This window comes from Paractinoplanes ovalisporus, from assembly GCF_016834655.1.
GTDB classification, from domain to species: Bacteria; Actinomycetota; Actinomycetes; order Mycobacteriales; family Micromonosporaceae; genus Actinoplanes; species Actinoplanes ovalisporus.
Genome location: NZ_JAENHP010000007.1, coordinates 318,884 through 344,904, shown reverse-complemented (window position 1 = coordinate 344,904; position 26,021 = coordinate 318,884). Strand labels below are relative to the sequence as shown.

The following is a 26,021-nucleotide window of genomic DNA, read 5'->3' as shown; positions in this document are numbered from 1 at the left end:
GGCCGGCCTACGGAACAGGGCCTACCCGACTACCCGACGTTGGCCAGGAAGTCGGAATAGAACAGGCCGAGGCCGACCGCCACCGACAGGCCGGCCACGATCCAGAACCGGACCACGATGTTGACCTCGCTCCACCCGGCCAGCTCGAAGTGGTGGTGCAGCGGAACCATCCGGAAGACACGCCGCCCGGTGGTCCGGAACGAGACGATCTGGATCACCCAGGTGACCGTGATGAGGACGAACAGGCCGCCGATCAGGATGGAGAGCAGCGTGGTGCGGGTGGCCACCGCGAGCCCGCCGATCAGGCCGCCGAGCGCGAGCGAGCCCACGTCACCCATGAAGATCCGCGCCGGCGACGTGTTCCACCACAGGAAGCCCACGCAGGCGGCGGCCGCCGCGGCCGCGATCATGGCGATCTCCAAGGGATCTCGCACCTGGTAGCAGTATTCGTTCGCGCGGGTGTACGTGTCGTCGGCGCACCAGTGGCGGTACTGCCAGAAGCCGATCAGCGCGTATGCCCCGAGCACCAGCACCGAGGCGCCGGTGGCCAGGCCGTCGAGCCCGTCGGTGAGGTTCACGCCGTTCGACATCGCCGTGATCACGAAGACGAACACGATCACCGAGCCCACCTTGCCGACGTCGAGCCAGCTGATGTCGCGGATGAACGAGATCTTCTCGCTGGCCACGGTCTGGCCGTTGGTGCTGGCGACATAGAGCGCGGCGATGCCGAACCCGCTGCCGACGAGCGCCTGACCGAGCAGCTTGCCCTTGGCCGACAGCCCGTCGGAGTTGCGCCGCCGCACCTTGAGCAGGTCGTCGAGGAACCCGACGGCGCCGCACAGCACGAACAGGCCGAGCAGGACGAGGGCCGTCATGGTCGGCCCCTCCTGCGCGATCTGCCGTTCGGGCAGGGTGGTCAGGGCGATGTGCCCGGCCACGTAGGCGACGACGGTGGCCAGGATGAACGCGACACCGCCCATGGTGGGGGTGCCCGTCTTGGTCAGGTGGGTGGCCGGGCCGATGGACCGGATCGGCTGTCCGGCCTTGAGCGCGGTGAAGACGCGGATCGCGACCGGCGTGACGAGCAGGGACACGATGAACGCGACCGCGGCCGCGACGATGACCGCCCTCATGAGCGGTGGTCCTTCGCGAAATCATGGGTCACGGAGCATGAGCTTGCCATCCGGCGGCAAGCGGGTTCGCGCCGGGCCGTCCATGCGGCGAGCGCCGGCCGTCCATGCCGCGAGCGCCGGCCGTCTATGCGGCGAGCGCCAGCCGTCTATGCGGCGAGGGCCTTCTCGCGGTACATGCCGGCGTCGGCCGTGGCCAGCAGGGACTCGGCGGTGGGTTCGTCGAGGTCGGCCGCCGCGACCACGCCGATGCTCACCCCGACCCTCAGCTCGTGCCCGTCGAAGAAGGTGGGCTGCTCGACCGCGTGCCGTAGCCGATCGGTGAACGCGGCGTCATCGTCGGTGGCCTCCGAGAGCACCACGAACTCGTCGCCGCCGAGCCGGGCCACCGTGTCCGGCTCCCGGACGGCCGCCCGCAGCCGCTCGGCTACTCCGGCCAGCACGGCGTCGCCCGCCGCATGGCCGTACACGTCGTTGACCGCCTTGAAGCCGTTGAGGTCGAGGAAGTGCACCACCGGGCGGGCGTCGCGCTCCCGCAGCGCGGCGGACAGCCGTACGAGTAATTCCGGCCGGTTCACCAGCCCGGTCAGCTGGTCGTGGGCCGCCTGGTGGGCCACCGCGGCCCGGGCCTGTTCGGTGGTGCGGACCATGAGCATGAACCGGATCAGCACGATGACCGTGAGCACGACCATCGTGCCGAGCGTGGTGAACCGGGCCGCCGCCGATTCGCCGGTCCGGGCCGCGCTGACCGCCGGCAGGGCGAGCAGTGCGATGCCCAGGAACACCATCCGGGCCGGGTGCAGTCGTCGTGCATGGCGCGGGTGGGGCTCCGAGAGCCGGCTCGCGTCCCGGTGGCACAGGGCGGCCGCGACGAGACAGTTGGCGACCAGATAGACGGCGTCCAGGTGGGCGCCGTCGAAGTCCGGCGCCCAGAGCGCGGTGCTCGAGGCCACCATGTCGGCGACGAACCACGCGATCAGGGCGGACAGCAGGTATCGGGTCGGGCCGGACCACACGCCGGGCGCCAGCGCGAGCAGCGCCCCGGCCACGAACAGCAGCACGTCGCCGAACGGGTAGAACACCATCAGGGCGACGTTGACGGCGCCGTGTTCGCCGGCCAGCTGAGGCGCGACGTAGAACTGCCAGAACAGCGAGGCGACGACGGTGGTCATCGCGAGGACGTCGAGCGCCGCCTCCCGCATCCGGCCCGGCGCCCGCAGCCGGACCATCAGCAACAGTCCACCGACGAGCAGCGGGTAGCCCGCGACCCAGAGGATCTCGGCCGGCCACACCACGTCCATGTCGGGATACGCGCGGGAGACCAGCTCGTACGCGATGTCGCCGGTGAACCAGGTGCTCAGGCCACCGGCGATCGCCGCGTGGGCGAGCCGCGCCCGCCCCGCCGCCTCCCGCACGCTCCGCCACACCCACACCTGGATCAGGGCGAACACGGCGAAGTAGCTGAGGTAGGCCGGGCCGGACTCCGGTGCGACCAGCTTCGGCACGCCACCGGCGATCCCCACGGCGAGGATGACGGCTCCGGGCGGACGCTCCGGGCGGACGCTTCACGCGGCTCCTATCGGCCGCGCGAGCGCCCAACCAAGAAATTCAGGTCACCGGATCGAGACGGTGGCGTTCAGGTTGTTGAAGCCGGTCGCGGCCTCCCAGGTGCCCTCGTTGGCCAGCCGGATCGAGTATTCCGGACGGTTCGCCAGCAGCGGGTCGGGCAGTTCGAGCAGCAGCCGGTACGAACCGGTGGCCAGCGCGGACGGCACGGTGACGGTCTGGGCCAGGGTCGTGGCGCCGGGCTGCCAGGTGCGCGGGTCGGCCGGGAGCGGGATCCGGGTCACCGCGCCGGTGGTGTTCGAGCGGAGCACGAGCCGTACGGTGCGAGGGTTGTAGGGCGCGGCCCAGCCGTCGTTGCGCAGGCCGATGCTGATCGCCAGCGGCCCGCCCCGGCTCGCGCTGGAGGGATAGGTGCCGCTGGTCAGGGTGAGCCGGTAGCCGAGTTTGCGCTTGATGTCGGGCAGGCAGCCCTCGGCGGCGAAACCGGCGATGACGTCGGGGTTGTAGTTGACGTTGAGGTACGACCAGTGGAAGCCGGACAGCTCCGAGACCGCCGTCGGGCACTGGGACCGCGGCGGGTTCACCACGCAGGTCTCGCCGCCCATCGGGTTGGTGCGGGTGTCCTGCTGCAGGTAGGGATACTCGACGGCCGGGTTCTCGTAGGTGCCGTAGTCGTCCGGGCTGGCCAGGAAGCAGTCGTTGTGGTGGCCGATTCGCGGCACGGCCCCGGTGCCGTACATGGTGCGCTTGAATTTGGGCGTACGCAGTTGGATCGCGCGTGAGGCGGGCAGGACGCTCAGCAGTTTGTCCGTCACGCGTTTGCGGTCGGCCCAGTTCTGCGCGCTGATCACCCCCTCGTCGCCGAAGTTGCGGGTGTCCCACCACTCCCCCCACGTGCCGATCAGCCCGGCCTGCACGACCGAGATCACGTCGGCGTTGCGTTGCAGATAGGGGGCGAGCTGATCGAGGTGCGCGCTCACCTGATTCGGGGTGGCGTCGGCGTCATCGGTGTCGGTGTAGGCGAACCGCAGCACCACTTTCAGACCGGCCCGCCGTACGGTGTCCAATTGGTTCTGCAGGTGGGTCAGCGCGGCGGCACTGATCGGCGAGGTGCGATAGTCGCGCAGATAGAAGATGCACATGACCAGCGAGATGTTCTCGGTCGTGCGATAACCGCGCAGCACGTTCTCGTCGAAGGCGCCGGCGTCGCAGCTGCTCGTGTGGTGATAGAGGCCACGTTCCGGGTTGGCGAAATCGGCACTGCTGGCCTGATAGGTGACCCGGCTGGGAGCGGCCGCGGCTATCAGAGAAGCGCTCAGGACGATCGCGGCGGCTCCAGAAACCCACCGTCGTACGGACATGTTCCTCACCCCTTTATTCCGGTCTGTGCGATGCCTTGAATGAACTGGCGTTGCAGGAACACGAAAACGGCGATGACCGGCAGCGACGCGAGCAGCGAACCGGCCATGAGCACGGGATAGTCGGTCTGGAACTGACCCTGCAGCGAGGCCAGCCCGGCCGAGAGCGGCATGGTGTCCGGGTCGCTGTTGACCACCAGCGGCCAGAACAGGTCGTTCCACGACCAGATCAGCACCAGCACGGCCAGGGCGAGCAGACCCGGGCGGGCCAGCGGCAGCATGATCGACCAGTAGATGCGGACCGGCCCGGCGCCGTCGAGGCGGGCCGCCTCCTCCAGTTCCAACGGCAGGCCGAGAAAGAACTGCCGCAGCAGGAACACCCCGAACGCGCTGAACAGGCCAGGCACGATCAGCGCCTGCAGGCTGTTGAGCCAGCCCAGCGACGACATGATCTGGTACTGCGGGATGATGAACAGCTGCGGCGGCACCATGAGCACCGACAGCAGCACGCCGAAGAGCACGCCGCGGCCCGGGAAACGCAGCCGCGCGAACGCGTAGGCGGCCAGAGAGCAGAGCAGGACCTGCCCGGCCGTACGGGCGAGGGCCACGATCACAGTGTTGCGGAACTGGGTGCCGAAGGGCAGCAGGTCGAAGACCCGCCCGTAGTTCTCCCACCGGCCCTCGGGCAGCAACGTCGGCGGCACGGTGGTGGCCTCGCTGAGCGACTTCAGCGACGTGACGATCTGCCACAGGAACGGCGCCACCATGGCCAGCGAGGCCGCGACCAGCACGGTGTGCAGCAGCACGCGGGAGGGCGACGGCCTACGCATAGTGCACCCACCGGCGCTGCAGGCGGAACTGGGTCAGGGTCAGGGCGGCGATGATGAGCAGCAGCACCATGACGACGGCGGCCGCGTAGCCGCGATCGTTGGTGACGAAGGCCCGGTCGTAGAAGAGCGCAACGACGGTCTGCAGCCGCGGGTAGGCCGGGTTGGCCCGCGCCGAGGCCCCGGAACCGGCGATCACGAAGACCAGGTCGAACAGCTGCAGCGAGCCGATCACCGAGACGACCGAGACGAAGAACGCGGTCGGCGACAGCAGCGGCACCGTGATCCGCAGGAATTGCCGCACCGGGCCGGCGCCGTCGAGCGCGGCCGCCTCGTAGTACTCGGCCGGGATGGCCTGCATGCCGGCCAGGAAGATGATCAGGTTGTAGCCGAGGCTGCTCCAGACGCCGATCACCACCAGGGCGAACAGGGCCGTGGTCGGGTCGGCGATCCAGTTCGGCCCATCGATCCCGGCCAGCGACAGCACGTAGTTGATGAGCCCGTAGTCGCCGTTGTAGAGCCAGCGCCACACCATCGCGACGGCGACCGGCATGGTGACCACGGGCAGGAAGAACAGGGTGCGGTAGACGCCGACGCCGCGCATCCGGCGGTTGAGCAACGCGGCGAAGACCACGGCGAGCGGGATCGAGACCAGGCCGAGCACGGTGTACGAGATCGTGTTGACGAGCGCGCGGCCCACCTCGGGGTCGTGCGCCAGCCGTACATAATTATCCGTGCCTGACCATTCGTGGCCGCCGAACGCACCCCATTCGGTGAACGAGAAGTACGCCGTCTGCAGCACCGGCCAGAGATAGAAGACGCCCAGCCCGAGCGCGAGGGGCGCGATGAACGCGTAGGCCCACAGCGCCTCGGTGATCCGGTCCCGTCGCCGTGTCACCCGCTCACTCCTTGGCGAGCAGGTCGTTCATCGTGGCGGCGAGCTCGGTGGCGGCCTGCTCCACCGGTTGCTGCCCGCTCCACGCCTTGGTCAGGTGGGTCAGCTCGGCCTCGTTCCAGGCCGCGGTGTTCTTCGAGACCGGATAGGGCACCGCATAATCGACCGCGTCGAGGAACACCTGGAGATTCATGTCCGGGTGCGCTTTCACCCAGTCGGACTGCGTGCCGGCGTACGCGGGAATCGGTCCTTTCTTTCCGAGGATCTCGGCGGCCGGCTTGGAGCCCAGATATTTGACGAATTCCCAGGCCTGCTGCGGATGTTCGGTCTTGGCGCCGACGACGTTGGCCACGCCGTGGATGACGGTCGCCTGCTTCTCACCCCTGGGCAGCGGCGCGACGTCGACCTTGCCCTTGGTGTAGCCGTTTCCGGTGAATTCGGCGGCGTTCCACGACCCGCCCCAGTACATCGCGATCTTGCCGGCCTCGAACAGTTGCAGCGGCACGGTGTCGGTCATCGTCTTGAGGTCGGGCGACTGCTTGCCGGCGATCAGATCGGTCCAGAACTTGAGCCCGGCAATGGTTTTCGGGTCGTCGTAGCCGGACCGTTTGCCGTCGGGCGTGATGACGAACCCGCCGGCCTGCGCGATGGTGTCGTACTGGTATTCCTGGAAGCTGCTCAGCGAGGCCGCGGTGCCGTAGACACCCGCTTTGGCGTCGGTGAGCCGGGCCGCCGTGGCCTGGAAGTCGGCCCAGGTCCAGCCGTCCTTCGGATACGGCACCTTCTTGGCGTCGAAGAGCTTCTTGTTGTACCAGACGCCGACGGTGTCCATGTCCTTCGGCAGTCCGAAATTCTTTCCCTCGTACGTGTAAAGGTCGACCAGTGGCTTCGGATAGACCGACATGTCGGCCGGTTCGGGGTTGGGTGCGATGACCTTGTTGGCCGCGTAGAGCTGGAAGTTGGGGCCGTTCATCCAGAACACGTCGGGGGCCGCGCCACCGGTCGCCGCGGCCTTGAGCTTCGTCCAGTAGCCCTCCCAGGGGGTGAGCTGGACGTCGATGGTGATCTCGGGGTGGGTGCGGGTGAAGTCGGTGGCCAGTTCCTGCATGGCCGCCTTCTGGTTCTGGTCCCACACCGCGTAGGTCAGCGTGACGGGGCCGTCTTTTCCATCGCCGCCGTTTCCGTCGTCGCCGCCGGAGCAGCCGGTCAGGGCCAAGCTTGCCGCCAGCAGGGCGGTACCCATTCGCATGAAGGTGCGCATCTCATCGCCCTCATCAGATTGATGCCGGGAATTATCCTGGGGTGCATGGAAATTAATGCACGGCATCCATGACTCACAAGAGACGCGGGGCAAACGGTCAGTCCTGACTGCGCGCTCTGGCCGGTCCCGTGGGACTCGCCTCGTTCCCGCGCGCCTTTCGAGGCGGGCCGGGCCTAGCGCCGGGTTCGCAGCTGGGGCGAGCTCATGTCGAGGGCCAGCTTGGCCGCGCCCAGGGCGACGCCCTCGTCGGCCAGGGTCGAGACGCGGATCTCGGGTGTGCGCAGGCACCAGCGGTCGAGTTCGGCCCGCAGCGGCTCGAGGAACACATCGGCCGAGCGGGAGAAACCGCCGCCGATCACCACCAGCTCGGGGTCGAGCGTGAGCACCAGGGCCGAGACGCCCTGGGCGAGGTCCTTCACATAGCGGCGCAGCGCGGCCATGGCGGTCTTGTCACCGGCCCGGGCCGCGGCGAAGACGTCCCCCTGATCGGGCCGTGCCCGCAGGTGGCCGGGCGCGCGCTGCCACCCGGCCGCGGGCAGGGCGCCGATCTCGCCGGCCGCGTTGCCGAAGCCCCGGTGCAGCTTGCCGCCGATGATCAGGCCGGCCCCGGTGCGCCAGCCGGCCAGGATGAAGACCATGTCGGAGGCGTGCCGGGCAACCCCGCGCCAGGTCTCGGCCAGCGCCGCCACCTTGCAGTCGTTCTCGACCCGGACCGCGCCGCCGACCCGGTCGCGCAGGTGGCCGGCCAGGTCGACACCGGTCCACTCGGTCAGTGCTTCGGAGAGCATCACCCGGCCGGTGCCGTCGACCAGGCCGGTGGTGGCCACGCCGGCGCCCCAGAGCCGGTCGCCGGTCAGCCCGGCCGCCCGCAGCGCCCGGCCGATGACCCGGTCGGTGGCGGCCAGCCGTTCGCTGCGGCCCAGCTCGGGAGTCACCGGCACCTGGCGGCTGTGCAGCACCGTGCCGTCGAGGTCGGTGACCACCGCGAGGACCTTGTGGCCGCCGATGTCGACGCCGAGCAGGTGCCCGGCGTCGGCCCGGAACCGGTAGCGCCGGGCCGGGCGGCCCACTCCCCCGGCGGCCGGTTCGACCTCGGCCACCCAGCCCACCTCGAGCAGTTCCTGCACGACATCTTCGGTCGAGGCGCGGGACAGGCCGACCCGCCGGGACAGCTCGGTCAGCGTCTGCGGCGGCTCGTCGCGCAGGACCCGGATCACCGAGTCGGCGTTGAGCTGCCGCAGCCGGTTCAGGTCACCGCCGGCCAGGTGTGCCGTCACCAACGCCCCCTTGAGGTTCCGATCCCCACGCCTTTAGATGGAGTCCTTGATAACTGCCGAAGGGGACACCATGTCTGCGGTGACTCTAGCTCTCGTCGGTGCCGGCCTTCGCGGGCAGGCGTACGCACGGCACGCGGTCAGCACCGGCGCGGCCCGGGTGGTGGCCGTGGCCGAACCTGATCCGGCGCGGCGCGCGGCGGCCGCGGCCGAGTTCGGGATAGCGTCCGACCACGTCTTCGACTCGTGGACCGGCCTGGCCGACCGGTCACGCCTGGCCGACGCGGCCATCGTCGCCACCCAGGACCGGATGCACCGCGACCCGGCCGTCCGGCTGGCCGGCCACGGCTACCACCTGCTGATCGAGAAGCCGCTGGCACCCACCGACGAGGACGCGAGCGCGATCGTCGAGGCGGCCCGGCGCCACCGGGTGATCACCGCCGTCTGCCATGTGCTGCGCTACACCCCGTACACCAGAGTGCTGAAGTCGCTGCTGGCCGAGGGCCGCATCGGCAAGCTGGTGAGCGTGCAGCACCTGGAGCCGGTGGGCTGGTGGCACTTCGCGCACTCGTTCGTGCGCGGCCACTGGCGCAACACCGAGGAGTCGGGCCCGCTGCTGCTGACCAAGTGCTGCCACGACATCGACTGGCTGATGTACCTGTTCGAGCAGCTGCCCGACCGGGTCAGCTCGTTCGGAAGCCTGTCCCATTTTCGCGCTTCCGAACGCCCCGCCGGCGCCACCGACCGTTGCCTGGACTGTCCCGTCGAGAACACCTGCCCGTACTCCGCCTCGCGCCGCTACGCGCAGGCCCTGGCCGACCCCGACGAGCATTTCTGGCCGCTGGGCGCGGTCACGCCGACACCCACTGCTTCTTCGGTCGAACAGGCATTGCGGGAGGGCCCGTACGGCCGGTGCGTCTACGCCTGCGACAACGACGTGGTCGACCACCAGGTCGTCAACATGGCCTTCCCCGACGGCGCGACCTGCTCGTTCACGGTCAGCGCGTTCACCCCCATGGAGCACCGGCGCACCCGCTTGCAGGGCACACACGGCTACCTCGACGGCGACGGCCGCACGGTGCGTCACCTGGACTTCCGTACGGGAAAGGTCGAGGTCCTGGACTCCGCGTCCGACGGCGGCCCATCAGCGGCGGACGGCCACGGCGGCGGTGACGATGGCCTGGTCGACGCTTTTCTGCAGGCGGTAGCAACCGGCGACGGCTCGGCCCTGCTCTCGGACCCGGTCGAAAGCCTGGCCACGCACCGCGTCGTGTGGGCCGCCGAGCAGGCCCGCCTGACCGATCAGGTGGTGCGGCTGCCCGCGTGATCCACCCAGGCCGGGCGGTCGCCGCCCGGGCCGGGTGCGCGACGTCAACCTCCTCGACCGCTTCGGCCAAGCGGCCGATCAACCGCTCCCGGGTGCCTCGTTCCATACCCCTCGTCCTGCTCCGTTTCCTCGCTCGTCCGAGAGTGTCGCGACGATGTACGCCGTAACCATCGCCGAAGTTCGCGCAAGGCTTCAGGATTTCCGAGCCGGCGACTTCAGGACATCATCCAGACGTCGCGGCCGCCGTCCTTGAACAGGTTGGTGGCCGGCGCGTCGGCGAGGGTCGGCACCGCGAGGCCGTGGCCGGTGTGGCGGTCCAGCGCCGCCCAGACTGCGGCGGCCTCCAGCACGGATTCCGGGTTGTGCACCGCCAGCCACGCGGCGGCATCGTCGAGCAGGTCGAGCGCGGTTGAGGGCAGGCTGCGGTCGCCGATGTGGCGAGCGGCCAGCCGGACGGCTTCGGTGAGGGCGTCGTCGGCGATGCGCAGACGGTGGTGCCGCTCGTAGCTCGGACGGACCGCCTGCAGGATCGCGACTGATGCCGCGGCGGTTGGCACTGCGATGAGCACCGGCGTGAAAGAGCGGTCCAGGCTGCGATCGGTCGCTCGGGCGGATTCGTAGTCGGCGGCTGTGCTGGTCGCGATGATCTGAACATCATTTCGGAGCAGGCGGTACATCTCCCGCCAGTGGAAATAGTCCTCCACGACGACGATGACGTCCTTCTGCCCGGCGATCTCGACGATGAGTTCGTCCGGTGCGACCCCACGGTCGACGCCGTAGAGGAGCTTGCCGGCCAGGGCGGGTGGCACGCGGCCGGCCGCGATCCGTTGGGCCAGACCCTCGATCACTGCGGTCTTCCCTGCACCCGGTTCGCCGATGAGGACCGGGTTGTTGCGCTTGTGCAGCGAGATGACCCGCAGGATGTGGTCGATCTCCCGGTCACGGCTGACGATCGGAACCGCCGCGGGATCGCGGGCAACCCGGGTCAGGTCTCGGCCGAAGCGGAACGACTCTGCGGCGGGCGGCTCCTCGGGCGCATCTTCCTTTGGCGCAGGCTGATGACCGTTGGTGCCGGCCGGCGTCACGGGCATCGAAGGCGCCGTGGCCGGCACCGGCGGCAACACGGTCGGCATCAACCGCGGACGGGGGCTGGGACGCGTGCGGATCCGCGAGATCAGCTCGGCCAGGTCGCGACTGCTCCTCCGCAGATCGGCGTCGACCTGCCCGCGCACCACCTGCTCCTTGAACTCCTCTAGCCCTTTGAGCCGTTGCGCCTCGAGCAACCGGCGGAAGTTCTCGGTGGCGGTGATGGGCTCGTCGAAAGAGGCGGCGATTGCGTTCGCCCACCGCGGTTCCCAGGCGCGGAACTCGTCCGGCCATCTCCCTGACACCTCCTTCCGTTTGGACGGTCCGGGTGGCATCAGCGCGCAGGTCGACCACGACCAGGCGCGCGCCTCGGCTTCCGGCAGCGCGGCGAGGACGCAGGCGATGATCCGGGCGGTTTCGGCCGGTCCCAGCCCCACCCCGATCCGGTCCCGGCCAAGGACCACCCCGCGCAGCACATCACGCACCCCGGCTGCGAATTGCGTGTCCGACATCTGCGGCTCGGCCGCTTGAGCACCCGTGGCTTCGATGCCACGTTGCCAGGCCTCAGCCGCTTCCAGCTCCTTCGTCGCGAAGGCGAAACGGCAGGTTCCGGCCACACCGAACTCGCCGCGCCGGCCTTGAACTGCAAAGCACCAGACGTGATGCCCCCTCACCGGCACCTTGCGCAATGTCCAGACCGGATGGCTGCCGGTGGTGCGCAAAAAGTCCGGCGGCTGGCAAAGATCGGCGTTGAGAAGCCCTTCCGCTGCGGCCCAGTATTCGGCGGGCGCATCGCTGTCGCGACGCTGCGGGCTGAAACCCGTACCGGTCAGGTCCGCCCACTGGACGACTACCATCCCGTCCTTCATCGGCTGGCCTCGAGCAGGTCGGTCAGGTCGGAGAGGGCCCAGTCGTGCGCCGGCGTGCCCGGGGACGCCGAGTGGACGATCTCCCTCAGCAGCGCCTCGGCTTCGGCTCTGGCGCCGAGCAGGGCGACGTTGCGGGCCAGCATGTGCTGCGTTCGCAACGTGTCCTCGTGGTCGGGGCCGAGCAGCCGCCGGCGGTCGGGCAGCAGCACCCTCAACATGGCAACGGCGTCGTTGCGGGCGCCCGCCTCGCCCAGGTTGACCGCCAGATATTGGCGCGTACGCAGGTGTTCTGCGTTGTCCGGGCCCAGACCCGAGCGGGTTTCCAGCTCCAGGATGTCCTGGAGGAGGTGGGACGCCTCCCTCGGATCGCCGGCGGCTCCGACCGCGTGCGCGGCCAGGCGCCGCGTCCGTAGTGTCTCCTCATGGTCGGCACCGTGAAGTCGGGTCTGCTCGGCCTCCACTGATCGCAGGACCTCCAGGGCGGCTGGCCACTGCCCTTCGCCCACCAGCGTCTCGGCCTGGTCGAAGCGCAGACGGCAGGCTGCCGCCACGGCCGCCGACGAACCGCGGTTGCGGGCCAGGAACAGGCTGGAGGCCGTACGGGATCCGCGGCCGATCGGCGTCGGCAGGTTGCGGGCGGTCAGTCGTTCCTCGACCGCGCGGTAGACGGCGTCGAACGTCAGGAACTCGTCCTCCGTCGGCACTCCCTCGCTCAGGACCTCCAACAGGCGCTCGGTGAAAGCGGTGTGCCTCTCCCCCGGCAGGACCAGCGCCACCTTGTCGGCCTGTGACGAAGTGAGCAGGCAGCATCCCTCGACGTTGAGCTGTGTGACCAGTGACTCGGCGGCTCCGCTCAGCTCGCCGTCGAGCGCCGTTCCCGAGAAGCAGCAGTCCAGGATGATGACCTTGACGCGGGCGGGGCTCCGGATGACGATCTCGCGGAGCACGTCGTACTTGAGCGCGCCGAAGTTGGGATCCTCCGGGTCGGTCTCATACATCGCGAGGTAGAGCTCGTGGCGGGGACCGGCCTTCAGACCGTGGCCGGCGTAGTAGATGAGCAGCAGGTCCTTGGCCTGGACGGCGACGGCACGCAGCCGGCGCCCCAGGGTGGGCAGGCTGTCGTCGTCGACGAACGAGACGCAGTTGGCGGGCGGCACGATGCCGTACGTGCCGTCGGTGAACGAGGCCGCCAGGTCGGTGACGTTCAGCCGGACCTCCGGCACCGCCGGCAAGGCCTCGGCGTGGGCGAACCTGGAGGCGCCGAGCAGGATGACCTGCGAGCGATCCCCGTCCGGCAGGCTCACGAAGGTCCGTCCCCCAACCCCCGCAGGATCTTCTCGATCTCGGAGGCGTCGGTGTTCGTCGCGTCGAGCTCGATCTGACGGATCGGCCCGTTGCGCAGGGAGACCTTGAGGCGGACGGTGCGGTTGCGGGCCTGCGACAGCCAGGCGTTGAGGGATCCGGCCAGCACGGTCAGCACTCCGCCCGAGCCGACGGCGATGGTCAGGACCTCGAGCGCGCCCAGCTCACCGGGCCGCGGTGTCGACCGGACCCGGTTGACCAACGGCCGGAGATCGGGCTCGCTCACCAGCCATCCGCCAAGATCGTCGGCGTCCACTCCGGACAACTGAAGCTCCATTGAACGGATGGTAGTGAGGCCGCGCCTCTCCGACCTCCCCCGATGGGGTCACTCAGTCCGTGACAGCGCTGAGGTCAGGCGGCTTCGAGGAGGTCTTCGGCGCGGCCCTCGAGGGTCTTGGCCATCTCGGTGGAGCGGGGCAGCATGATTGCTTCGTACGCGCGCACGCCCTCGTCGAGGGTGGGCGCGGCGGCCAGGGCCAGGGCCAGGTCGCTGGCGTCCAGCATGGCCAGGTTCACGCCTACGCCGAGGGGCGGCATCAGGTGGGCCGCGTCGCCGAGCAGGGTGGCGTTCGGGTGGTGGGTCCAGGTGTGCGGGACGGGCAGGACGTTGATCGGGCGGTCGATGTACGGGCCGTCGTTGTCGGTGACCAGCCCCCGCATCTCGGGGGACCAGGCCGCGAACTCGGTGCGCAGGCCGGCTCGGATCTCCTCGGTGGACAGGCCGGTCACGGCGGCCGGGGAGCGGCGGATGATGTAGACCCGGATGTGGTCGCCGCCGTTGCGCTGGGCGAACAGGCCGCGTTCGCCGTCGGCGGCGGCCGCTCCGCCCTGGCCGACCAGCGCGGCCAGCTCGGGGTGGCGGTTCTCCACGTCGTTGAACCACGCCTCCAGGAACGACACCCCGGTGTACTGCGGCACGGCTGTGGAGACCAGCGGCCGTACGCGGGAATAGGCCCCGTCGGCGCCGATGACCAGGTCGGTCCCGGCCGTGGTGCCGTCCTTGAACCGCAGGGTCCGGCCGTCGGTCGACGCCAGGTCGTGACCCCAGCGCACGGTGCCGGGCTCCAGCGAGTCGAGGAGCAGGTCGCGCAGCACGCCGCGGTCGATCTCGGGCTTGAACAGCTCGCCCTCCTCGGGCATGTGGTGCTCGCGCAGCTCGCCGGTGATCGAGTACGCCCGCATCTCCTGCCCCTCGGGACGGGACAGCCGGAAGAACTCCTCCAGCAGGCCGGCCTCGCGCAGAGCGACCTGGCCGTCGTCGGCATGCAGATCGAGTGTTCCGCCCTGGTTGCGGGCGTCGCGGCTGGTGTCGCGGTCATAGACGGTCACGGGGATGCCGTGCCGCTGCAGGATGCGGGCGCAGGTGAGGCCGCCGGGGCCGGCGCCGATGATGCTGATCCGATTCATGACTACTCCTTCGGTGAGCGGGGGCGATGTGCCTCCTCCACCAGAAAAGCAAACTCGATCCAAAAGTGCAACGAGTCAACTTTGTGTTTCATTCAACAGTTGGATACGCTCAACTCATGACCGAGCCCGTCGTCGGCCGCCGCGAACGCAAGAAGGCCGCCACCCGCCAGGCGATCGCCGACGCCGCCCTGCGCCTGTTCCTCGAGCGCGGCTACGACCAGGTCGGCATCCGTGACATCGCGGACGCCGCCGACGTCTCCACGACCACGCTGTTCAAGCACTTCAGCGGCAAGGAAGCGCTGGTCTTCGACCAGGAGCAGGACGTCGACGCCGGGCTGGTCGCGGCGGTGCGCGAACGCGTCGCCGGGGAGAGCGTCGCCGACGCGCTTCGACGCTATGTCCTGGCCCATTGGCTGCCGATCGCCGGGCATCCCCAGCGGGCCGAATTCGTCGCGCTGGTCGACACCACGCCGGCGTTGCGGGCGTACTACGAGCAGATGTGGACCCGGCACACCGGCACGCTCGGGGCCGCGATCGCGGCCGAGCTGGGCCGGCCCGCCGACGACCTCGCGTGCCTCACGCTGGCCCGGTTCGTTCTGGACATCCCGGCCCTGACCAGCACCCGTCCGGACCGGCGGGCCGCCGTCGAGACGATCTTCGAGCTGCTGCGCGACGGCTGGAACGAGCGCACGGGCTAAAAAAGCGGCGCCGAAGGGGATGCGGGCTGAAAAACGCTGAAGGGGATGCGGCGCTGCGGGGCGCGCACTGAAGATCCGGCATTGAAGGACACGCGCACTGAAGATGCGGCACGAGGGCACGCGCACTGAAGATGCGGCGCCGATCGGCACGCGCACTGAAAATGCGGCGCTGATCGGCACGCGCACTGAAGATCCGGCGCTGAAGGCACGCAGGCTGAAGATCCGGCACTGAAGGGCGCGCGGGCTGAAGATGCGGCGTTGAAGGGCGCGCGGGCGGAAAGCGACAGCTGAAAGACGGCGGCGACCGAGGAGGCGGGCGCCGGAACCCTGTCAGTCGGTGATCGAGGCGCGGAACGTGTAGCGGTCGCCGCGGTAGGCCTGGACCGTCAGCTCGATCGGGACGCCCTCCTGGTTGAACGTCAGCTGCGTCGCGGCCAGGATCGGGACCGGGCCGGTGATGTCGAGCTGCTCCCGCTCGTCGTCGGTGGCGATGCGGGCCTCGACCGAGTAGTCGGCATAGTGCGGCTGCTGCCGCGGGGACGCCGCCCGCAACACCTCGTAGAGCGAGCGCTGCGTGAAGTCGGTCGTCGCCAGTTCGGGGGCGACGGTCAGCGGCAGGCGGTTGTGCTCGACCGCGATCACCAGGTCGTTGAGGTAGCGCAGGCGGCGCATCTCGAACAGGTCGGCGCCGGCCACCGTCCGCAGCAGCTCGGCCTCGCGGACGGTGGCCGGACGGACCGCGCTCGACAGCACCTCGTTACGCATCACCAGGCCGCGCTGGGCGGCCAGGTCGGCGAACCCCAGCACCCGGCCCGCGGTTCCGGCGCCGCGCTGCTGCGGGGCGGCAGCCACGGCCCAGCCCCGCGCGGGCAGGGAGACCAGCACACCACGCTCGCGCAGTTCGCCCAGTGCGGCCCGGATCGTGACCCGGGAGACCGCGTAACGCTCGGCCAGCTGACGCTCCGAGGGCAGGCGGGCGCCGTCGGTGCCGTCGGCGGCCCGCAGGTCGTCGTGGATCTGATCGGCGAGCCGCAGGTAGAGCGGGAGAGCGTCGGGGCCGATCAGGGGGCTGGTCTGCACCGGGACGACGGTACCAGCTCAACCAGTTGAAACCGTTGACATACCAGTTGCATACCAGTAGCTTTCCGGAACCAGACCAGAATTGTCAGCGGACACGCAACCACTAGCGCAGCCGGACACGCAGCCAACAAGCGTCGAGAAGACCGGCCGGGGCAACGAGCCCAGCCGCGAGCAGATCAGCGCAGCCGGATGCGCACCCAACAAGCACAGCCGGATGCGCACCCAACAAGCACACCCGGACGCGCGGCCAAAAGCGCAGCGCACAGGGCACGACCCGAGCAAGAGCAGAAGCAAGGAGCACGATGACTGGCAGCACCTATACCCGCGCCGAGATCGAGCAGCAGCCGGACGTCTGGCGCGCGACCCGGCGCGTCGTGCAGGCCGCCCGCGCGGAGGTCGACCGCCTGCTCGGCGCGGCCCTGGACGAGCGCACCCGCATCGTGCTGACCGGCGCCGGAACTTCCGCGTACGCCGGTGAGGTTCTGGCGCCGGAACTGGCCCGCGCACTGAAGCGACCGGTCGAGGCGATCGCGACCACCGACATCGTCACCGACCCGCAGGCCGTGGTCGCCGGGGACCGGCCGGTGCTGCTGGTGTCGTTCGCCCGCAGCGGCAACAGCCCGGAATCGGTCGCCGCGGCCGGACTGATCGACCAGCTCGCCCCGGCCGCCCACCACCTGGTGATCACCTGTGACGCCGACGGGCAGCTGGCCCGCGCGTACGCCGGAGCCGCCAACGCCGCCGTGGTGACCCTGCCCGCCGAGACCAACGACCGCGGCTTCGCCATGACGTCGTCGTTCACGTCGATGGTGCTCGCCGCCTACCTGTGCCTGGCCGGCGACGCCGACGTCGACGCGTTGGCCGAGGCCGCCGCCACCGTGCTGGCCGGTGCGGGAAAGATCGAGCGGACCGTCACCGAGCTGCGGCCGGGCCGCATCGTCTATCTGGGCTCGGGCAGCCTCAAGGGTCTGGCCCGCGAGGCGGCGCTCAAGACCCTGGAACTGACCGCGGGCACGACGGTCGCGCTCGGCGAGTCGACGCTGGGCTTCCGCCACGGCCCCAAGGCCGCCCTCACCCCGGACACCCTCGCCGTCATCTTCGTCTCCGGCGACGACTACCGGCGGGCGTACGACCTGGACCTGGCCCGCGAGCTGACAGGCGAACTGGGCAACGAGCGGGTCGTGCTGGTCGACGACGACAAAGACGACCGCGAGCGCGACAACAAAGGCGACAACAAAGACGACCGGGAAGGCACGTGGCATGTCCCGCGAGCTCCGGGCATGCCGGACGCGCTGTGGGCGCTCGCCGCCGTCATCACCGCTCAGCTCACCGCGCTGACCTGCTCCCGGGCGGCCGGGATCACCCCGGACAACCCGTTCCCGGGCGGCGAGGTCAACCGCGTGGTGCGGGGCGTCGTCATCCATCCGTACGGGGAACTGGGGGTCTGACATGTATCTCGGCGTGGACGGAGGCGGCACCAAGACCGCGTTCTGCCTCATCGACGACGACGGCGCGATCGTCGCCACGGCCCGCACGGCCAGCATCTACTACCTGATGAGCGGCATCGAGATCGTCGAACCGCTGCTCGCCGAGGGCACCGCCGAGGTGTGCGCGGCGGCCAGCATCAAACCCGAGGACATCTCGTACGCGTTCTTCGGGATCCCCTGCTACGGCGAGGTGCTGCCCGACGTCCCGAAACTCGACGCCCTCCCCCGGAATGTGCTCGGCACCGACCGCTACCGGTGCGGCAACGACATGATCTGCGGCTGGGCCGGCTCGCTGGGCGCGGTCGACGGCATCAACGTGGTGGCCGGCACGGGATCGATCGCCTACGGCGAGAACGGCGACCGCAAGGCCCGCGCCGGCGGCTGGGGCGAGATCTTCGGCGACGAGGGCTCGGCCCACTGGGTCGCCATCCGGGGTCTCAACGCGTTCAGCAAGATGGGCGACGGACGGCTGCCCCGCGGCCCGCTCGTCGACATCCTGCGGACGAAGCTCGGCCTCACCGACGACCTCGAACTGGTCGACGTCGTGCTCAACCGCTGGCAGGCCGACCGGGCGAAGATCGCCGCGCTCAGCACCGCGGTCAGCGAGGCGGCCGACGCCGGCGACACCGTCTGCGCTGCGATCCTGCACGACGCCGGAACCGAACTCGCCGCCATGGTCGACGCCCAGGCCCGCGTGCTCGGCTTCGGCCCCGATCAGAACGTCCCGGTCTCCTACTCGGGCGGGATGTTCACCTGCGCACCCCTGCTCGCGTCGTTCCGGCAGGCCCTGACCGGGCGCTACGACCTGCGCGAACCGCTCCTTCCCCCCGACCACGGCGCGGCCCTGTACGCCGCACGCCTATCGAACGGAACCCCGACATGACCTCACTCGGCACCACCGCCGCCCGGCGTACGGGCTGGATCCCGTACGCGGCCCTGCTCGTGCTCTTCTGGGGTGTCTGGGGCGCCTTCTCCAGCCAGCCGACCAGCAGATACGGCTACCCCGACGGCATGGTCTACATCGTCTGGTCGATCACCATGATCATCCCCGCCGTGGCCGCCCTGCGCGGGGCCACCTTCGACCGCCGGCCGGTCGCCGCCGCGTACGGGCTGATCGTGGGTATCACCGGCGCCGGCGGCCAGCTGCTGCTGTTCAAGGCGCTGACCATCGGGCCCGCGTACATCATCTTCCCGATCATCGCCCTCTCCCCCGCGATCACCGTGATCATGGCGTTGGTCGCGCTCAAGGAACGCCTGACCCGCCTGGCCGTGATCGGCGTGGTGATGGCGCTGGTGGCGATCGTGCTGTTCTCCGTCGCGCCCAGTGACGAGGGCGTCTCCACCGGCCCGTACCTGATCCTGGCCGTGCTGATCTGCGTCGCGTGGGGTGTGCAGGCCTATTACATGCGCAAGGCGGCGGTGGCCGGCGTCAACGACGCGACCACGTTCGGCTGGATGACGATCAGCGGCCTCGTGCTCATCCCGGTCGCCCTGATCATGATGGGCGGCTTCCCGACCGGCTTCCCGTGGCAGGCGCCCGCCCTGACCGCGGTCACCCAGGTGCTCAACGCCGTCGGCGCGCTCTTCCTGGTGATGGCGATGAGCCGCGGCAAGGCGTCGGTGGTCGCGCCGATCACCAACGCGCTGGCGCCGGTGCTCACGATCGCGCTGTCGCTGGCGATCTACCAGACCATTCCGTCCGGGTGGCAGACCGCCGGCATCGTGCTGGCGCTGGCCGGTTCGACGCTGATGGTCTACACGACCGAGAAGTCCGCGGAACTGGCCGAGGTATGACCCGCGTCGTCACCGTCACGCTGAATCCGGCGCTCGACATCACGTACGCGGTTCCGGCGCTCGCCGTCGGCTCCAGCGTCCGGGTCGAGGCGGTCCGGTCGCGGGCCGGCGGCAAGGGCGTCAACGTGGCCTCCGTGGTGCGGCAGCTGGGCGGCGACGCGATCGTCGTCGCCCCGGCGGCCAGCGCCGAGCCGGACCCGTTCCGCGAGGGGCTCGACAGCCTGGGCCTGGCTCACCACCTGGTTCCCGCTTTCGCCACCGTACGTCGGACCGTCGCCGTCGTGGGTGCCGACGGTCCGACGACGATCCTGTTGGAGCCCGGCAGCCCCGCGCCGCAGGGAACCGCCGCCGCTGTCGAGGGTGTGATCACGGAAGAGCTGGCCGGCGCGGACGCCCTCGTCGTCTCCGGCAGCGTCCCACCGGGGTTGACGGCCGACCTCCCCGCTCGGCTCGCCCGGCTGGCCCGGGAACGGGATATTCCGGCCGTTGTCGACGTTTCGGGCCCGGCCCTGCGCGCCGCGGTCGGCTCCGGTGCCGTGCTCGTTCCCAACCGGGACGAACTGGCCGACATCTGGGGCCCGGTCCATGACGTCGTCGCTTGTGGACGCCAATTGCTGCAACAGGGCGCATCCGCGGTCGTCGTGACCCTCGGTGAGGACGGCGCCGTGGCCGTCACCGCCGGTGGCGCCTGGCACGCCCGCGCCGCCGAGGTGGTCGACGGCAACCCGACCGGCGCCGGCGACGCCGCCACCGCCGCCCTGGCCCTTTCCCTGGCCGCCGGCACCCCCTGGCCCGCTGCCCTCGCCGACGCCGTCGCCACCTCGGCCGCCTGCGTGCTGCGCCCGGTGGCCGGCGAAATCGATCTCGAGGCACGCCGCCGCTGGCTCGGGACCATCACCGTGGAGGAACTTCCGTGAGCCTGTTGACCGACCTTCGAGGCCGCGGCCACGCCGTCGGCGCCTTCAACGCCATCCTGCTCGAACACGCCGAGGCCATCGTCACCGGCGCCGAACAGGCCGGGCTGCCGGTCATCCTGCAGATCTCCCAGAACGCCGTGCGCTACCACGGTTCGCTGGCCCCCTTCGCCACCGCCTGCCTGAGCCTGGCGTCGGCCGCCTCGGTGCCGGTGACCGTCCATCTCGACCACGCCGAGGACGAGAGCCTGATCGACCAGGCGGTCGCGCTGGGCCTGCGTTCGGTGATGTTCGACGCGGCCACCCTGCCGTACGAGGAGAACGTGGCCCGCACCCGGGCGGTCGTGCAGCGCTGCCACGCGGTGGGCTGCCTGGTCGAGGCCGAGCTGGGCGAGATCGGCGGCAAGGACGGGGCCCACGCTCCCGGCGTCCGCACCGATCCGGCCCAGGCGGCGCAGTTCGTCGCCGAGACCGGCGTGGACTCACTGGCCGTCGCGGTCGGCTCCTCGCACGCCATGTCGAGCCGCGACGCCCGCCTCGACCTCGACCTGATCACCCGGCTCGCCGAGGCCGTTCCGGTGCCGCTGGTGCTGCACGGCTCGTCCGGCGTGCCCGACGACGGTCTTCGGGCCGCCGCCGCCCGGGGCATCACCAAGGTCAACGTCGGCACGCTGCTCAACCGGGTGCTCACCGAGACCGTCCGCGACGTGCTGGCCGACCAGGACACGTTGACCGATCCGCGCAAATATCTGAAGCCGGGCCGGGACGCCGTACGGGCGGAGGTGACCCGCCTGCTGCGGCTGCTCGCCACAGATGTGACGGGTCCCACAGCGGCCGATGATCCGCGGACGGGGGCGGCAGCGTCTAGCCCCGTGTGAGCCGCATCCTCCTCATCGAACTACGCCGCTCGACCGTGCTCTGGGCGGCCCTGACGATGCTGGCGAGCGGGACCGCGATGCTCTACTCGGCTCGCCAGCGGTGGACCTCGGGCTGGATGATCCTGGCCCTGGACCAGCGGTGGTACCTGCCGTTCCTGGCCGGCATCGCCTTGGCCGCGGGCGCCGCGCAGGGCCGCCGGGAACGCCGGTCCCGGGTCGAGGAGTTGTTCGCCGGCATGCCCCGGCCCCGCTTCCAGCAGGTGGTGCCGGTCCTGATCGCGTACGGGATCTCGATGGTCCTCGCCTATGCCGGCGCCACCGCCCTGGCCGCCCTGTGGATCCTCGGCACCGCCCACTACCTGCCGGTCGGCGCCTTCCTCGGGGTGGTGGCGGTCGGTGCGGTGGCCGTGCTGGCCGGGTCCTGGTTCGGTCTGGCGGCCGGGCGATTGCTGCCGTACGTCGTCACGGCGCCCGCCCTGGCCATCCTGAGCCTGGCGTCGCCGTTGGCCGTGCCCGGTCGCGAGGGCTGGGTGAGCGCCCTGCTGTTCCCCGCGCACGGCCTGGGCAGCGGAACCGACTTCGACACTATCCAGGCCCGTTTCAGTATCGGCCAGCTCCTCTACCTGACCGGCCTGGCCGCCGGGGCCGCGCTGCTGTTCGCCCGCACCCGGTGGCCCGCCCTGCTGCCCCCACTGCTGGGCACGGCGCTCGCCGCTCTCGTCCTGCAGGGCGGCGCGGCCTTCGTACGGGACCCGATCGACCCCGTCGCCCGCTCTCTCGTCTGCACCCCCGACGCCCCCACGGTCTGCGTGGCCCGCGTCCACAGCGGAGTGCTCGACGAGGTGGCACCGCCCGCCCGTGCCGCCCTGGCCACGCTGTCCCGCCTCCCCGGCGCCCCGACCCGGGCCGTCGAGGCGGGACTCGTCCCGCGCTCCGCCGACACCCTGCTGATTCCCCTGGCGATCGACGACAACGGACACGCGCTCGGCACCGGCCGCCTCGCCGAGAACCTGGGCGTCCTCCCCTTCCCGTGCCCCGCCGACTCCCCCGGCCCCGACACCACGGTTGTCGACGCCGCGTCGGCCTGGCTGCTGGGCACCCCCGACGCCTCCGCTCAGGCGCACGAGCTGAGCAAACTCAGCGACCAGGAGGCCGCGGCCCGGGTCGCCGCCGTCCGCCGGGCGGTCCTGACCTGCTCGCGCGCGACCTACTGAGCCACGCTCCGGTAGTACTCGAGCAGTTCGTCGATCGTGTCGGGTCCGTACGCGGCCGCGCCGGCGATCTGCACGCGGGTGCGATCCAGCCTGACCTGCTCGTCGGTCACGCTCTCCACGCAGTCGGCCGGGATGTACAGAGGCCCGGCGCCGACGCCGAAGAGCCCGTCGTGCTCCACGCGCAGCAAGCGTGCCGGGTCGGTCAGCACGTCGTCGATCCGGCCGATCTCCCGGCCCTCGTTGTCGAGCACCTCACGTCCACGGATGTCGAGGCCGTCCATCGGATTCACCACGTACCTCCTCTGCTCCTGGCCCTGCGGGCAACGCTAGGAACGGGATGTCGCGAACACCCGGCGGTCGCTTCTCCGTTCAATGACAAACAGTGATCGAACGGTCGCTGGTTTGCGCGGAGGCTGGGCGGGCATGCGTGCTGGTGAGCAACGTTTCCCCAAGGAAGTGATTCACGATGTCCCGCGCCACCGATGCGCGCAACCTTCCCCCGGCCCGTGATCTGCAGTCGGGAACTGCCTGGTACGGCGTCAACCAGCGACGCGTCACACCGGACCGCGACAACCGGCGATCCCACCGCTGGGAGGACGAACCACCGCCGCCCGCGCGCGGTTAGAGCAGTTCACGGACGGCCGCCGCAAGGATTCCGCAAGCGGAGCGTGCGAGCCTCTTGGTCAGCGGCCCGTAGGCGGTACGGGGGTCTGCCTACGGGCCGCTGCGAATCCGGGGCCCGGGAGCGTCCAGCGGAACTTCCCGGGCGTACCACGCCGGCGCCCAGCCTCTGATGTGATGACCGTCGATTTATCGGGCATTTATCGGACCTTCCGTACGGTCGGTCGTCATGTCGATCAAGGTCTCCGTTGTCGTCCCCGTGTTCAACGAGGAAGACGTTCTGCCGCTGTTCGAGGACCGGCTGCGGCCGGTGCTCGACGCGCTCGGGATTCCGTACGAGGTCCTGGCCGTCGACGACGGCAGCCGTGACGCCACCCCGGCCGTGCTGGAGGGCATGCGTTTCCGCTGGCCGGAGCTGCGCGTCGTCCGGCTCCGGCGCAACAGCGGGCACCAGAACGCGCTCACCGCCGGCCTGCACCGGGCCCGCGGCGAGTACGTGGTCAGCATCGACGTCGATCTGCAGGACCCGCCCGAGGTCATCGCCGAGATGCTGCGTCTGGCCGAGGCCGAGGGGCTCGACGTGGTCCACGGCGTGCGGGCCGACCGCAGCAGCGACACCCCGTTCAAGCGCTGGACCGCCGGCGCCTACTACCGGCTCGTCCGGCGGGTGGTCGGCGCGAACGTGCCCGCCGACGCCGGCGACTTCCGGATGCTCAGCCGCCGGGCGGTCGACGCGCTGATCGGGCTCCCGGAGCACGGGCCGGTCTACCGTCTGCTGGTGCCGTGGCTGGGCCTGCCCAGCGGCGAGGTGACCTACGCCCGGCAGCCCCGAGCGGCCGGGCGGTCGAAGTATCCGCTCGCCAAGATGATGCGGCTGGCCCTCGACAGCATCACCGGATTCTCGGCCGCCCCGCTGCGGCTCGCCACGTGGCTCGGCTGCGCCGGCATCGCCCTGTGCGTGCTGCTGGGCCTCGGTGTGCTCGCCGCCTACTGGTGGGGCGACGTGGTGCCGGGGTGGTCGTCGATGCTGGTGGTACTGGTGTTCCTGGGCGCGCTGCAGCTGTTGTGCCTGGGCCTGCTCGGCGAGTACGTGGCCCGCATCTTCACCACGTTGCAGGGCCGACCGGCGTACGTGGTGGCCTTCGACTCGGAAATGCTGGCCACCCGGTGACCGACCTGCTTGTCGCGCCCGCGCCGGCCCCGGTCCGGACTACCGCCCCGTGGCAGGCGGCGTTCCGCACCGCCCTCGCCGTGTGGTCGGCCGTCACCGTGGTCCACATCGCGGTGACCGTGTTCTCCCGGTCGAGCTGGCTGAGCTGGAACAACTGGGATGCCCAGCACTACGTCACGATCGCCGAGGTCGGCTATCACGTGGGCCCGGGCTATCCGGCCTTCTTCCCGCTCTATCCGCTGCTGATCCGCGTCTTCGACCCGCTGCTGCCGGGCGGCGGGCTGATCAGCGCCCTGGTCGTCGCCAACGCGGCCGCGATCGGTGCGCTAGCCCTGCTGCACCGGCTGGCCGACCACGAGTTCGGTCCGGGCACGGCTCAGCGGGCGGCGTGGTACCTCGCCGCTTCCCCCATGGGCTTCTTCCTGTTCATCGGCTACAACGAGTCGCTGTTCCTGCTGCTGACGATCGGTTCCCTGTACGCCGCCCGGCGCGGACACTGGTGGCTGGCCGGCAGCCTCGGCACGTTGGCGTCGGGCACCCGCCTGTTCGGCGTGCTCCTGATGCTGCCGCTGGCCATCGAGTACCTGCGCCAGAACCGGCGGATCCGGGCCGACGTGCTGGGGATCGCGCTCGTGCCGCTGGGCGTGGTGGCCTACAGCCTCTATTGCTGGTGGGATCTGGGCAGCCCGCTGGCCTTCAGCATCGCCCAGGACCAGTGGGGACGCCGCTACACCTTTCCCGGTGAGGCGTGGTTCATCGCGGTCGGGCAGGCCGACGGCACGCTCGGCAACGGCACGCTGGGGGCGATCCTCGACGCCGGTTCGATTCTGGCCGCGGTGGTGCTGCTGATCCTCTGCGTCCGGGGCCGGTTCCGCTTCCGGCCCGATCAGAGCTACCTCATTGCGTACGGGGGCATCTGTCTTGTGCTGTTGATGTCGACCGAGGTCGGTGGTCGCGCGATGCAGTCGGCGCCCCGCTATGCGATGGAGGCCGTGGCCGTCGTGCTGGTGCTGGCCCGGATCGGCGCCCGCCCGCTCGTCGACCGGCTGGTGCTGACCTCAGGTTTCGCGCTGCACGCGGCGCTGCTGATGGTGTTCATGTCCGGCACTTTCTTGATCGCCTGAAATAGGCTGGTTCTGCTATGCGCATCCTGGTTGCCGACGACGAGCGGCTCTACGCCGACCTGCTCGCCGCGGGGCTGCGGCGGCACGCGATGGCGGTCGACGTCTGCTACGACGGTGAGGCCGCCATCGAACGGCTCGGCGTGCACCGCTACGACGTGGCCGTGCTCGACCGTGACATGCCCGGCCGTACGGGCGACGACGTGTGCCGCTGGGTGCACGAACAACGGCTCGAGACCCGGGTGCTGCTGCTGACCGCGGCCGGCAGTGTCTATGACCGGGTCGAGGGGCTGCGGCTGGGCGCCGACGACTACCTCACCAAGCCGTTCGCGTTCGCCGAGCTCGTCGCGCGGATGGAGGCCCTGGCCCGGCGGACCGCCCCGGCGCTGCCGCCCGCCCTGGAACGCGACGGCGTCACGGTCGACCTGGCCACCCGCACCGCGACCCGCGACGGCCGTCCGCTCGGGCTGACCGCCAAGGAGTTCGGGCTGCTGCACGCCCTGCTGCGGGCCCAGGGGCACGCCGTCACCGTGGAGGACCTGCTGGAACAGGTATGGGACGAACACACCGACCCGTTCACCAACGTCGTACGGGTGACGGTCGGCAACCTGCGCCGCAAGCTCGGCGAGCCGGCTGTCCTGCACACCGTCCCGCGGTCCGGTTACCGGCTCGGAGCCTGAG

The 26,021-nt window shown here is 70.4% G+C and carries 25 protein-coding genes; 12 read left to right on the top strand and 13 right to left on the bottom strand.

What is annotated here, in order from left to right; all coding sequences use genetic code 11:
- Positions 1 to 29: 29 nt before the first annotated feature.
- The 7 genes from mraY to JIG36_RS23755 all read right to left on the bottom strand — a co-directional run bounded on the left by mraY (position 30) and on the right by JIG36_RS23755 (position 8,314).
- Complete coding sequence (gene mraY, locus JIG36_RS23785; protein WP_203378575.1) at positions 30 to 1,133, bottom strand: phospho-N-acetylmuramoyl-pentapeptide-transferase; 1,104 nt, start codon at positions 1,131 to 1,133, stop codon at positions 30 to 32.
- Between the two features lie 146 nt (positions 1,134 to 1,279).
- A complete protein-coding gene (locus tag JIG36_RS54170; RefSeq protein ID WP_203378574.1) occupies positions 1,280 to 2,653 on the bottom strand; it encodes a GGDEF domain-containing protein in 1,374 nt (457 codons plus the stop codon).
- Positions 2,654 to 2,743: 90 nt separating this feature from the next.
- A complete protein-coding gene (locus tag JIG36_RS23775) occupies positions 2,744 to 4,057 on the bottom strand; it encodes a DUF4832 domain-containing protein (protein ID WP_203378573.1) in 1,314 nt (437 codons plus the stop codon).
- A 5-nt stretch (positions 4,058 to 4,062) separates the two neighbouring features.
- The gene (locus JIG36_RS23770) at positions 4,063 to 4,884 is read right to left on the bottom strand and encodes a carbohydrate ABC transporter permease (RefSeq protein ID WP_203378572.1); all 822 of its coding nucleotides are present in this window, start codon (positions 4,882 to 4,884) and stop codon (positions 4,063 to 4,065) included.
- Complete coding sequence (locus JIG36_RS23765) at positions 4,877 to 5,779, bottom strand: carbohydrate ABC transporter permease (protein ID WP_203378571.1); 903 nt, start codon at positions 5,777 to 5,779, stop codon at positions 4,877 to 4,879. Before JIG36_RS23765 ends, JIG36_RS23770 begins: the two co-directional genes overlap by 8 nt.
- Positions 5,780 to 5,783: 4 nt before the next feature.
- Positions 5,784 to 7,019, bottom strand: coding sequence for an ABC transporter substrate-binding protein (locus JIG36_RS23760; protein ID WP_236048106.1), 1,236 nt, complete (start codon positions 7,017 to 7,019; stop codon positions 5,784 to 5,786).
- 191 nt (positions 7,020 to 7,210) lie between these two features.
- On the bottom strand, positions 7,211 to 8,314 hold the full coding sequence (locus tag JIG36_RS23755; protein WP_203378569.1) for an ROK family transcriptional regulator: 1,104 nt from the start codon (positions 8,312 to 8,314) through the stop codon (positions 7,211 to 7,213).
- A gap of 70 nt (positions 8,315 to 8,384) precedes the next feature.
- Here JIG36_RS23755 and JIG36_RS23750 point away from each other — a divergent pair, with 70 nt between their 5' ends.
- On the top strand, positions 8,385 to 9,638 hold the full coding sequence (locus tag JIG36_RS23750) for a Gfo/Idh/MocA family protein (RefSeq protein WP_203378568.1): 1,254 nt from the start codon (positions 8,385 to 8,387) through the stop codon (positions 9,636 to 9,638).
- A gap of 215 nt (positions 9,639 to 9,853) precedes the next feature.
- Here JIG36_RS23750 and JIG36_RS23745 read toward each other — a convergent pair whose 3' ends face one another.
- The 4 genes from JIG36_RS23745 to JIG36_RS23730 form a co-directional block, all read right to left on the bottom strand.
- Positions 9,854 to 11,581, bottom strand: coding sequence for an ATP-dependent Clp protease ATP-binding subunit (locus JIG36_RS23745; protein WP_236048105.1), 1,728 nt, complete (start codon positions 11,579 to 11,581; stop codon positions 9,854 to 9,856).
- An 8-nt stretch (positions 11,582 to 11,589) separates the two neighbouring features.
- Positions 11,590 to 12,897, bottom strand: coding sequence for a caspase family protein (locus JIG36_RS23740; RefSeq protein ID WP_203378566.1), 1,308 nt, complete (start codon positions 12,895 to 12,897; stop codon positions 11,590 to 11,592).
- On the bottom strand, positions 12,894 to 13,232 hold the full coding sequence (locus JIG36_RS23735) for an effector-associated constant component EACC1 (RefSeq protein ID WP_203378565.1): 339 nt from the start codon (positions 13,230 to 13,232) through the stop codon (positions 12,894 to 12,896). The genes JIG36_RS23740 and JIG36_RS23735 overlap by 4 nt, the downstream gene beginning before the upstream one ends.
- 74 nt (positions 13,233 to 13,306) lie before the next feature.
- Positions 13,307 to 14,362 (bottom strand): FAD-dependent oxidoreductase, encoded by a 1,056-nt coding sequence (locus JIG36_RS23730; protein WP_203378564.1) that lies wholly within the window; start codon positions 14,360 to 14,362, stop codon positions 13,307 to 13,309.
- Between the two features lie 116 nt (positions 14,363 to 14,478).
- Here JIG36_RS23730 and JIG36_RS23725 point away from each other — a divergent pair, with 116 nt between their 5' ends.
- Positions 14,479 to 15,060: a TetR/AcrR family transcriptional regulator gene (locus tag JIG36_RS23725; RefSeq protein WP_203378563.1), complete on the top strand. Its 582-nt coding sequence runs from the start codon at positions 14,479 to 14,481 to the stop codon at positions 15,058 to 15,060.
- A gap of 103 nt (positions 15,061 to 15,163) precedes the next feature.
- The gene (locus JIG36_RS53350) at positions 15,164 to 15,292 is read left to right on the top strand and encodes a hypothetical protein (RefSeq protein ID WP_268919669.1); all 129 of its coding nucleotides are present in this window, start codon (positions 15,164 to 15,166) and stop codon (positions 15,290 to 15,292) included.
- 98 nt (positions 15,293 to 15,390) lie between these two features.
- Here JIG36_RS53350 and JIG36_RS23720 read toward each other — a convergent pair whose 3' ends face one another.
- Positions 15,391 to 16,140, bottom strand: a complete 750-nt coding sequence (locus JIG36_RS23720; protein WP_203378562.1) for a GntR family transcriptional regulator — start codon at positions 16,138 to 16,140, stop codon at positions 15,391 to 15,393.
- Positions 16,141 to 16,442: 302 nt separating this feature from the next.
- Here JIG36_RS23720 and JIG36_RS23715 point away from each other — a divergent pair, with 302 nt between their 5' ends.
- Genes JIG36_RS23715 through JIG36_RS23690 form a run of 6 tightly spaced genes read left to right on the top strand, consistent with a single transcriptional unit; the run spans position 16,443 to position 22,427 of the window.
- Positions 16,443 to 17,588, top strand: coding sequence for an SIS domain-containing protein (locus tag JIG36_RS23715; protein WP_203378561.1), 1,146 nt, complete (start codon positions 16,443 to 16,445; stop codon positions 17,586 to 17,588).
- 1 nt (position 17,589) lies between these two features.
- A complete protein-coding gene (locus tag JIG36_RS23710; RefSeq protein WP_203378560.1) occupies positions 17,590 to 18,510 on the top strand; it encodes an N-acetylglucosamine kinase in 921 nt (306 codons plus the stop codon).
- A complete protein-coding gene (locus JIG36_RS23705) occupies positions 18,507 to 19,421 on the top strand; it encodes a DMT family transporter (RefSeq protein ID WP_203378559.1) in 915 nt (304 codons plus the stop codon). The genes JIG36_RS23710 and JIG36_RS23705 overlap by 4 nt, the downstream gene beginning before the upstream one ends.
- Positions 19,418 to 20,338, top strand: coding sequence for a 1-phosphofructokinase family hexose kinase (locus tag JIG36_RS23700; protein ID WP_203378558.1), 921 nt, complete (start codon positions 19,418 to 19,420; stop codon positions 20,336 to 20,338). Before JIG36_RS23705 ends, JIG36_RS23700 begins: the two co-directional genes overlap by 4 nt.
- Positions 20,335 to 21,213, top strand: a complete 879-nt coding sequence (locus JIG36_RS23695) for a class II fructose-bisphosphate aldolase (protein WP_203378557.1) — start codon at positions 20,335 to 20,337, stop codon at positions 21,211 to 21,213. The genes JIG36_RS23700 and JIG36_RS23695 overlap by 4 nt, the downstream gene beginning before the upstream one ends.
- Positions 21,210 to 22,427, top strand: coding sequence for a hypothetical protein (locus JIG36_RS23690; RefSeq protein WP_203378556.1), 1,218 nt, complete (start codon positions 21,210 to 21,212; stop codon positions 22,425 to 22,427). The genes JIG36_RS23695 and JIG36_RS23690 overlap by 4 nt, the downstream gene beginning before the upstream one ends.
- Here the strand turns inward: JIG36_RS23690 and JIG36_RS23685 are convergent.
- Positions 22,421 to 22,708, bottom strand: coding sequence for a PRC-barrel domain-containing protein (locus tag JIG36_RS23685; RefSeq protein ID WP_236048169.1), 288 nt, complete (start codon positions 22,706 to 22,708; stop codon positions 22,421 to 22,423). The genes JIG36_RS23690 and JIG36_RS23685 overlap by 7 nt on opposite strands.
- 569 nt (positions 22,709 to 23,277) lie before the next feature.
- Here JIG36_RS23685 and JIG36_RS23680 point away from each other — a divergent pair.
- The 3 genes from JIG36_RS23680 to JIG36_RS23670 are packed head-to-tail and all read left to right on the top strand — an operon-like array spanning position 23,278 to position 26,020.
- The gene (locus JIG36_RS23680; protein WP_203378554.1) at positions 23,278 to 24,219 is read left to right on the top strand and encodes a glycosyltransferase family 2 protein; all 942 of its coding nucleotides are present in this window, start codon (positions 23,278 to 23,280) and stop codon (positions 24,217 to 24,219) included.
- Positions 24,216 to 25,343 (top strand): mannosyltransferase family protein, encoded by a 1,128-nt coding sequence (locus JIG36_RS23675; RefSeq protein WP_203378553.1) that lies wholly within the window; start codon positions 24,216 to 24,218, stop codon positions 25,341 to 25,343. Before JIG36_RS23680 ends, JIG36_RS23675 begins: the two co-directional genes overlap by 4 nt.
- Positions 25,344 to 25,360: 17 nt before the next feature.
- A complete protein-coding gene (locus JIG36_RS23670; protein WP_203378552.1) occupies positions 25,361 to 26,020 on the top strand; it encodes a response regulator transcription factor in 660 nt (219 codons plus the stop codon).
- Position 26,021: the final 1 nt, after the last annotated feature.

Bases quoted from the DNA above. Each gene is read 5' to 3' on its own strand.
- mraY (WP_203378575.1), bottom strand. From the start codon at position 1,133: ATGAGGGCGGTCATCGTCGCGGCCGCGGTCGCGTTCATCGTGTCCCTG.
- JIG36_RS23775 (WP_203378573.1), bottom strand. From the start codon at position 4,057: ATGTCCGTACGACGGTGGGTTTCTGGAGCCGCCGCGATCGTCCTGAGC.
- JIG36_RS23770 (WP_203378572.1), bottom strand. From the start codon at position 4,884: ATGCGTAGGCCGTCGCCCTCCCGCGTGCTGCTGCACACCGTGCTGGTC.
- JIG36_RS23760 (WP_236048106.1), bottom strand. From the start codon at position 7,019: ATGGGTACCGCCCTGCTGGCGGCAAGCTTGGCCCTGACCGGCTGCTCC.
- JIG36_RS23750 (WP_203378568.1), top strand. From the start codon at position 8,385: ATGTCTGCGGTGACTCTAGCTCTCGTCGGTGCCGGCCTTCGCGGGCAG.
- JIG36_RS23745 (WP_236048105.1), bottom strand. From the start codon at position 11,581: ATGGTAGTCGTCCAGTGGGCGGACCTGACCGGTACGGGTTTCAGCCCG.
- JIG36_RS23735 (WP_203378565.1), bottom strand. From the start codon at position 13,232: ATGGAGCTTCAGTTGTCCGGAGTGGACGCCGACGATCTTGGCGGATGG.
- JIG36_RS23730 (WP_203378564.1), bottom strand. From the start codon at position 14,362: ATGAATCGGATCAGCATCATCGGCGCCGGCCCCGGCGGCCTCACCTGC.
- JIG36_RS23725 (WP_203378563.1), top strand. From the start codon at position 14,479: ATGACCGAGCCCGTCGTCGGCCGCCGCGAACGCAAGAAGGCCGCCACC.
- JIG36_RS53350 (WP_268919669.1), top strand. From the start codon at position 15,164: ATGCGGCACGAGGGCACGCGCACTGAAGATGCGGCGCCGATCGGCACG.
- JIG36_RS23715 (WP_203378561.1), top strand. From the start codon at position 16,443: ATGACTGGCAGCACCTATACCCGCGCCGAGATCGAGCAGCAGCCGGAC.
- JIG36_RS23710 (WP_203378560.1), top strand. From the start codon at position 17,590: ATGTATCTCGGCGTGGACGGAGGCGGCACCAAGACCGCGTTCTGCCTC.
- JIG36_RS23705 (WP_203378559.1), top strand. From the start codon at position 18,507: ATGACCTCACTCGGCACCACCGCCGCCCGGCGTACGGGCTGGATCCCG.
- JIG36_RS23700 (WP_203378558.1), top strand. From the start codon at position 19,418: ATGACCCGCGTCGTCACCGTCACGCTGAATCCGGCGCTCGACATCACG.
- JIG36_RS23685 (WP_236048169.1), bottom strand. From the start codon at position 22,708: ATGGACGGCCTCGACATCCGTGGACGTGAGGTGCTCGACAACGAGGGC.
- JIG36_RS23680 (WP_203378554.1), top strand. From the start codon at position 23,278: ATGTCGATCAAGGTCTCCGTTGTCGTCCCCGTGTTCAACGAGGAAGAC.
- JIG36_RS23670 (WP_203378552.1), top strand. From the start codon at position 25,361: ATGCGCATCCTGGTTGCCGACGACGAGCGGCTCTACGCCGACCTGCTC.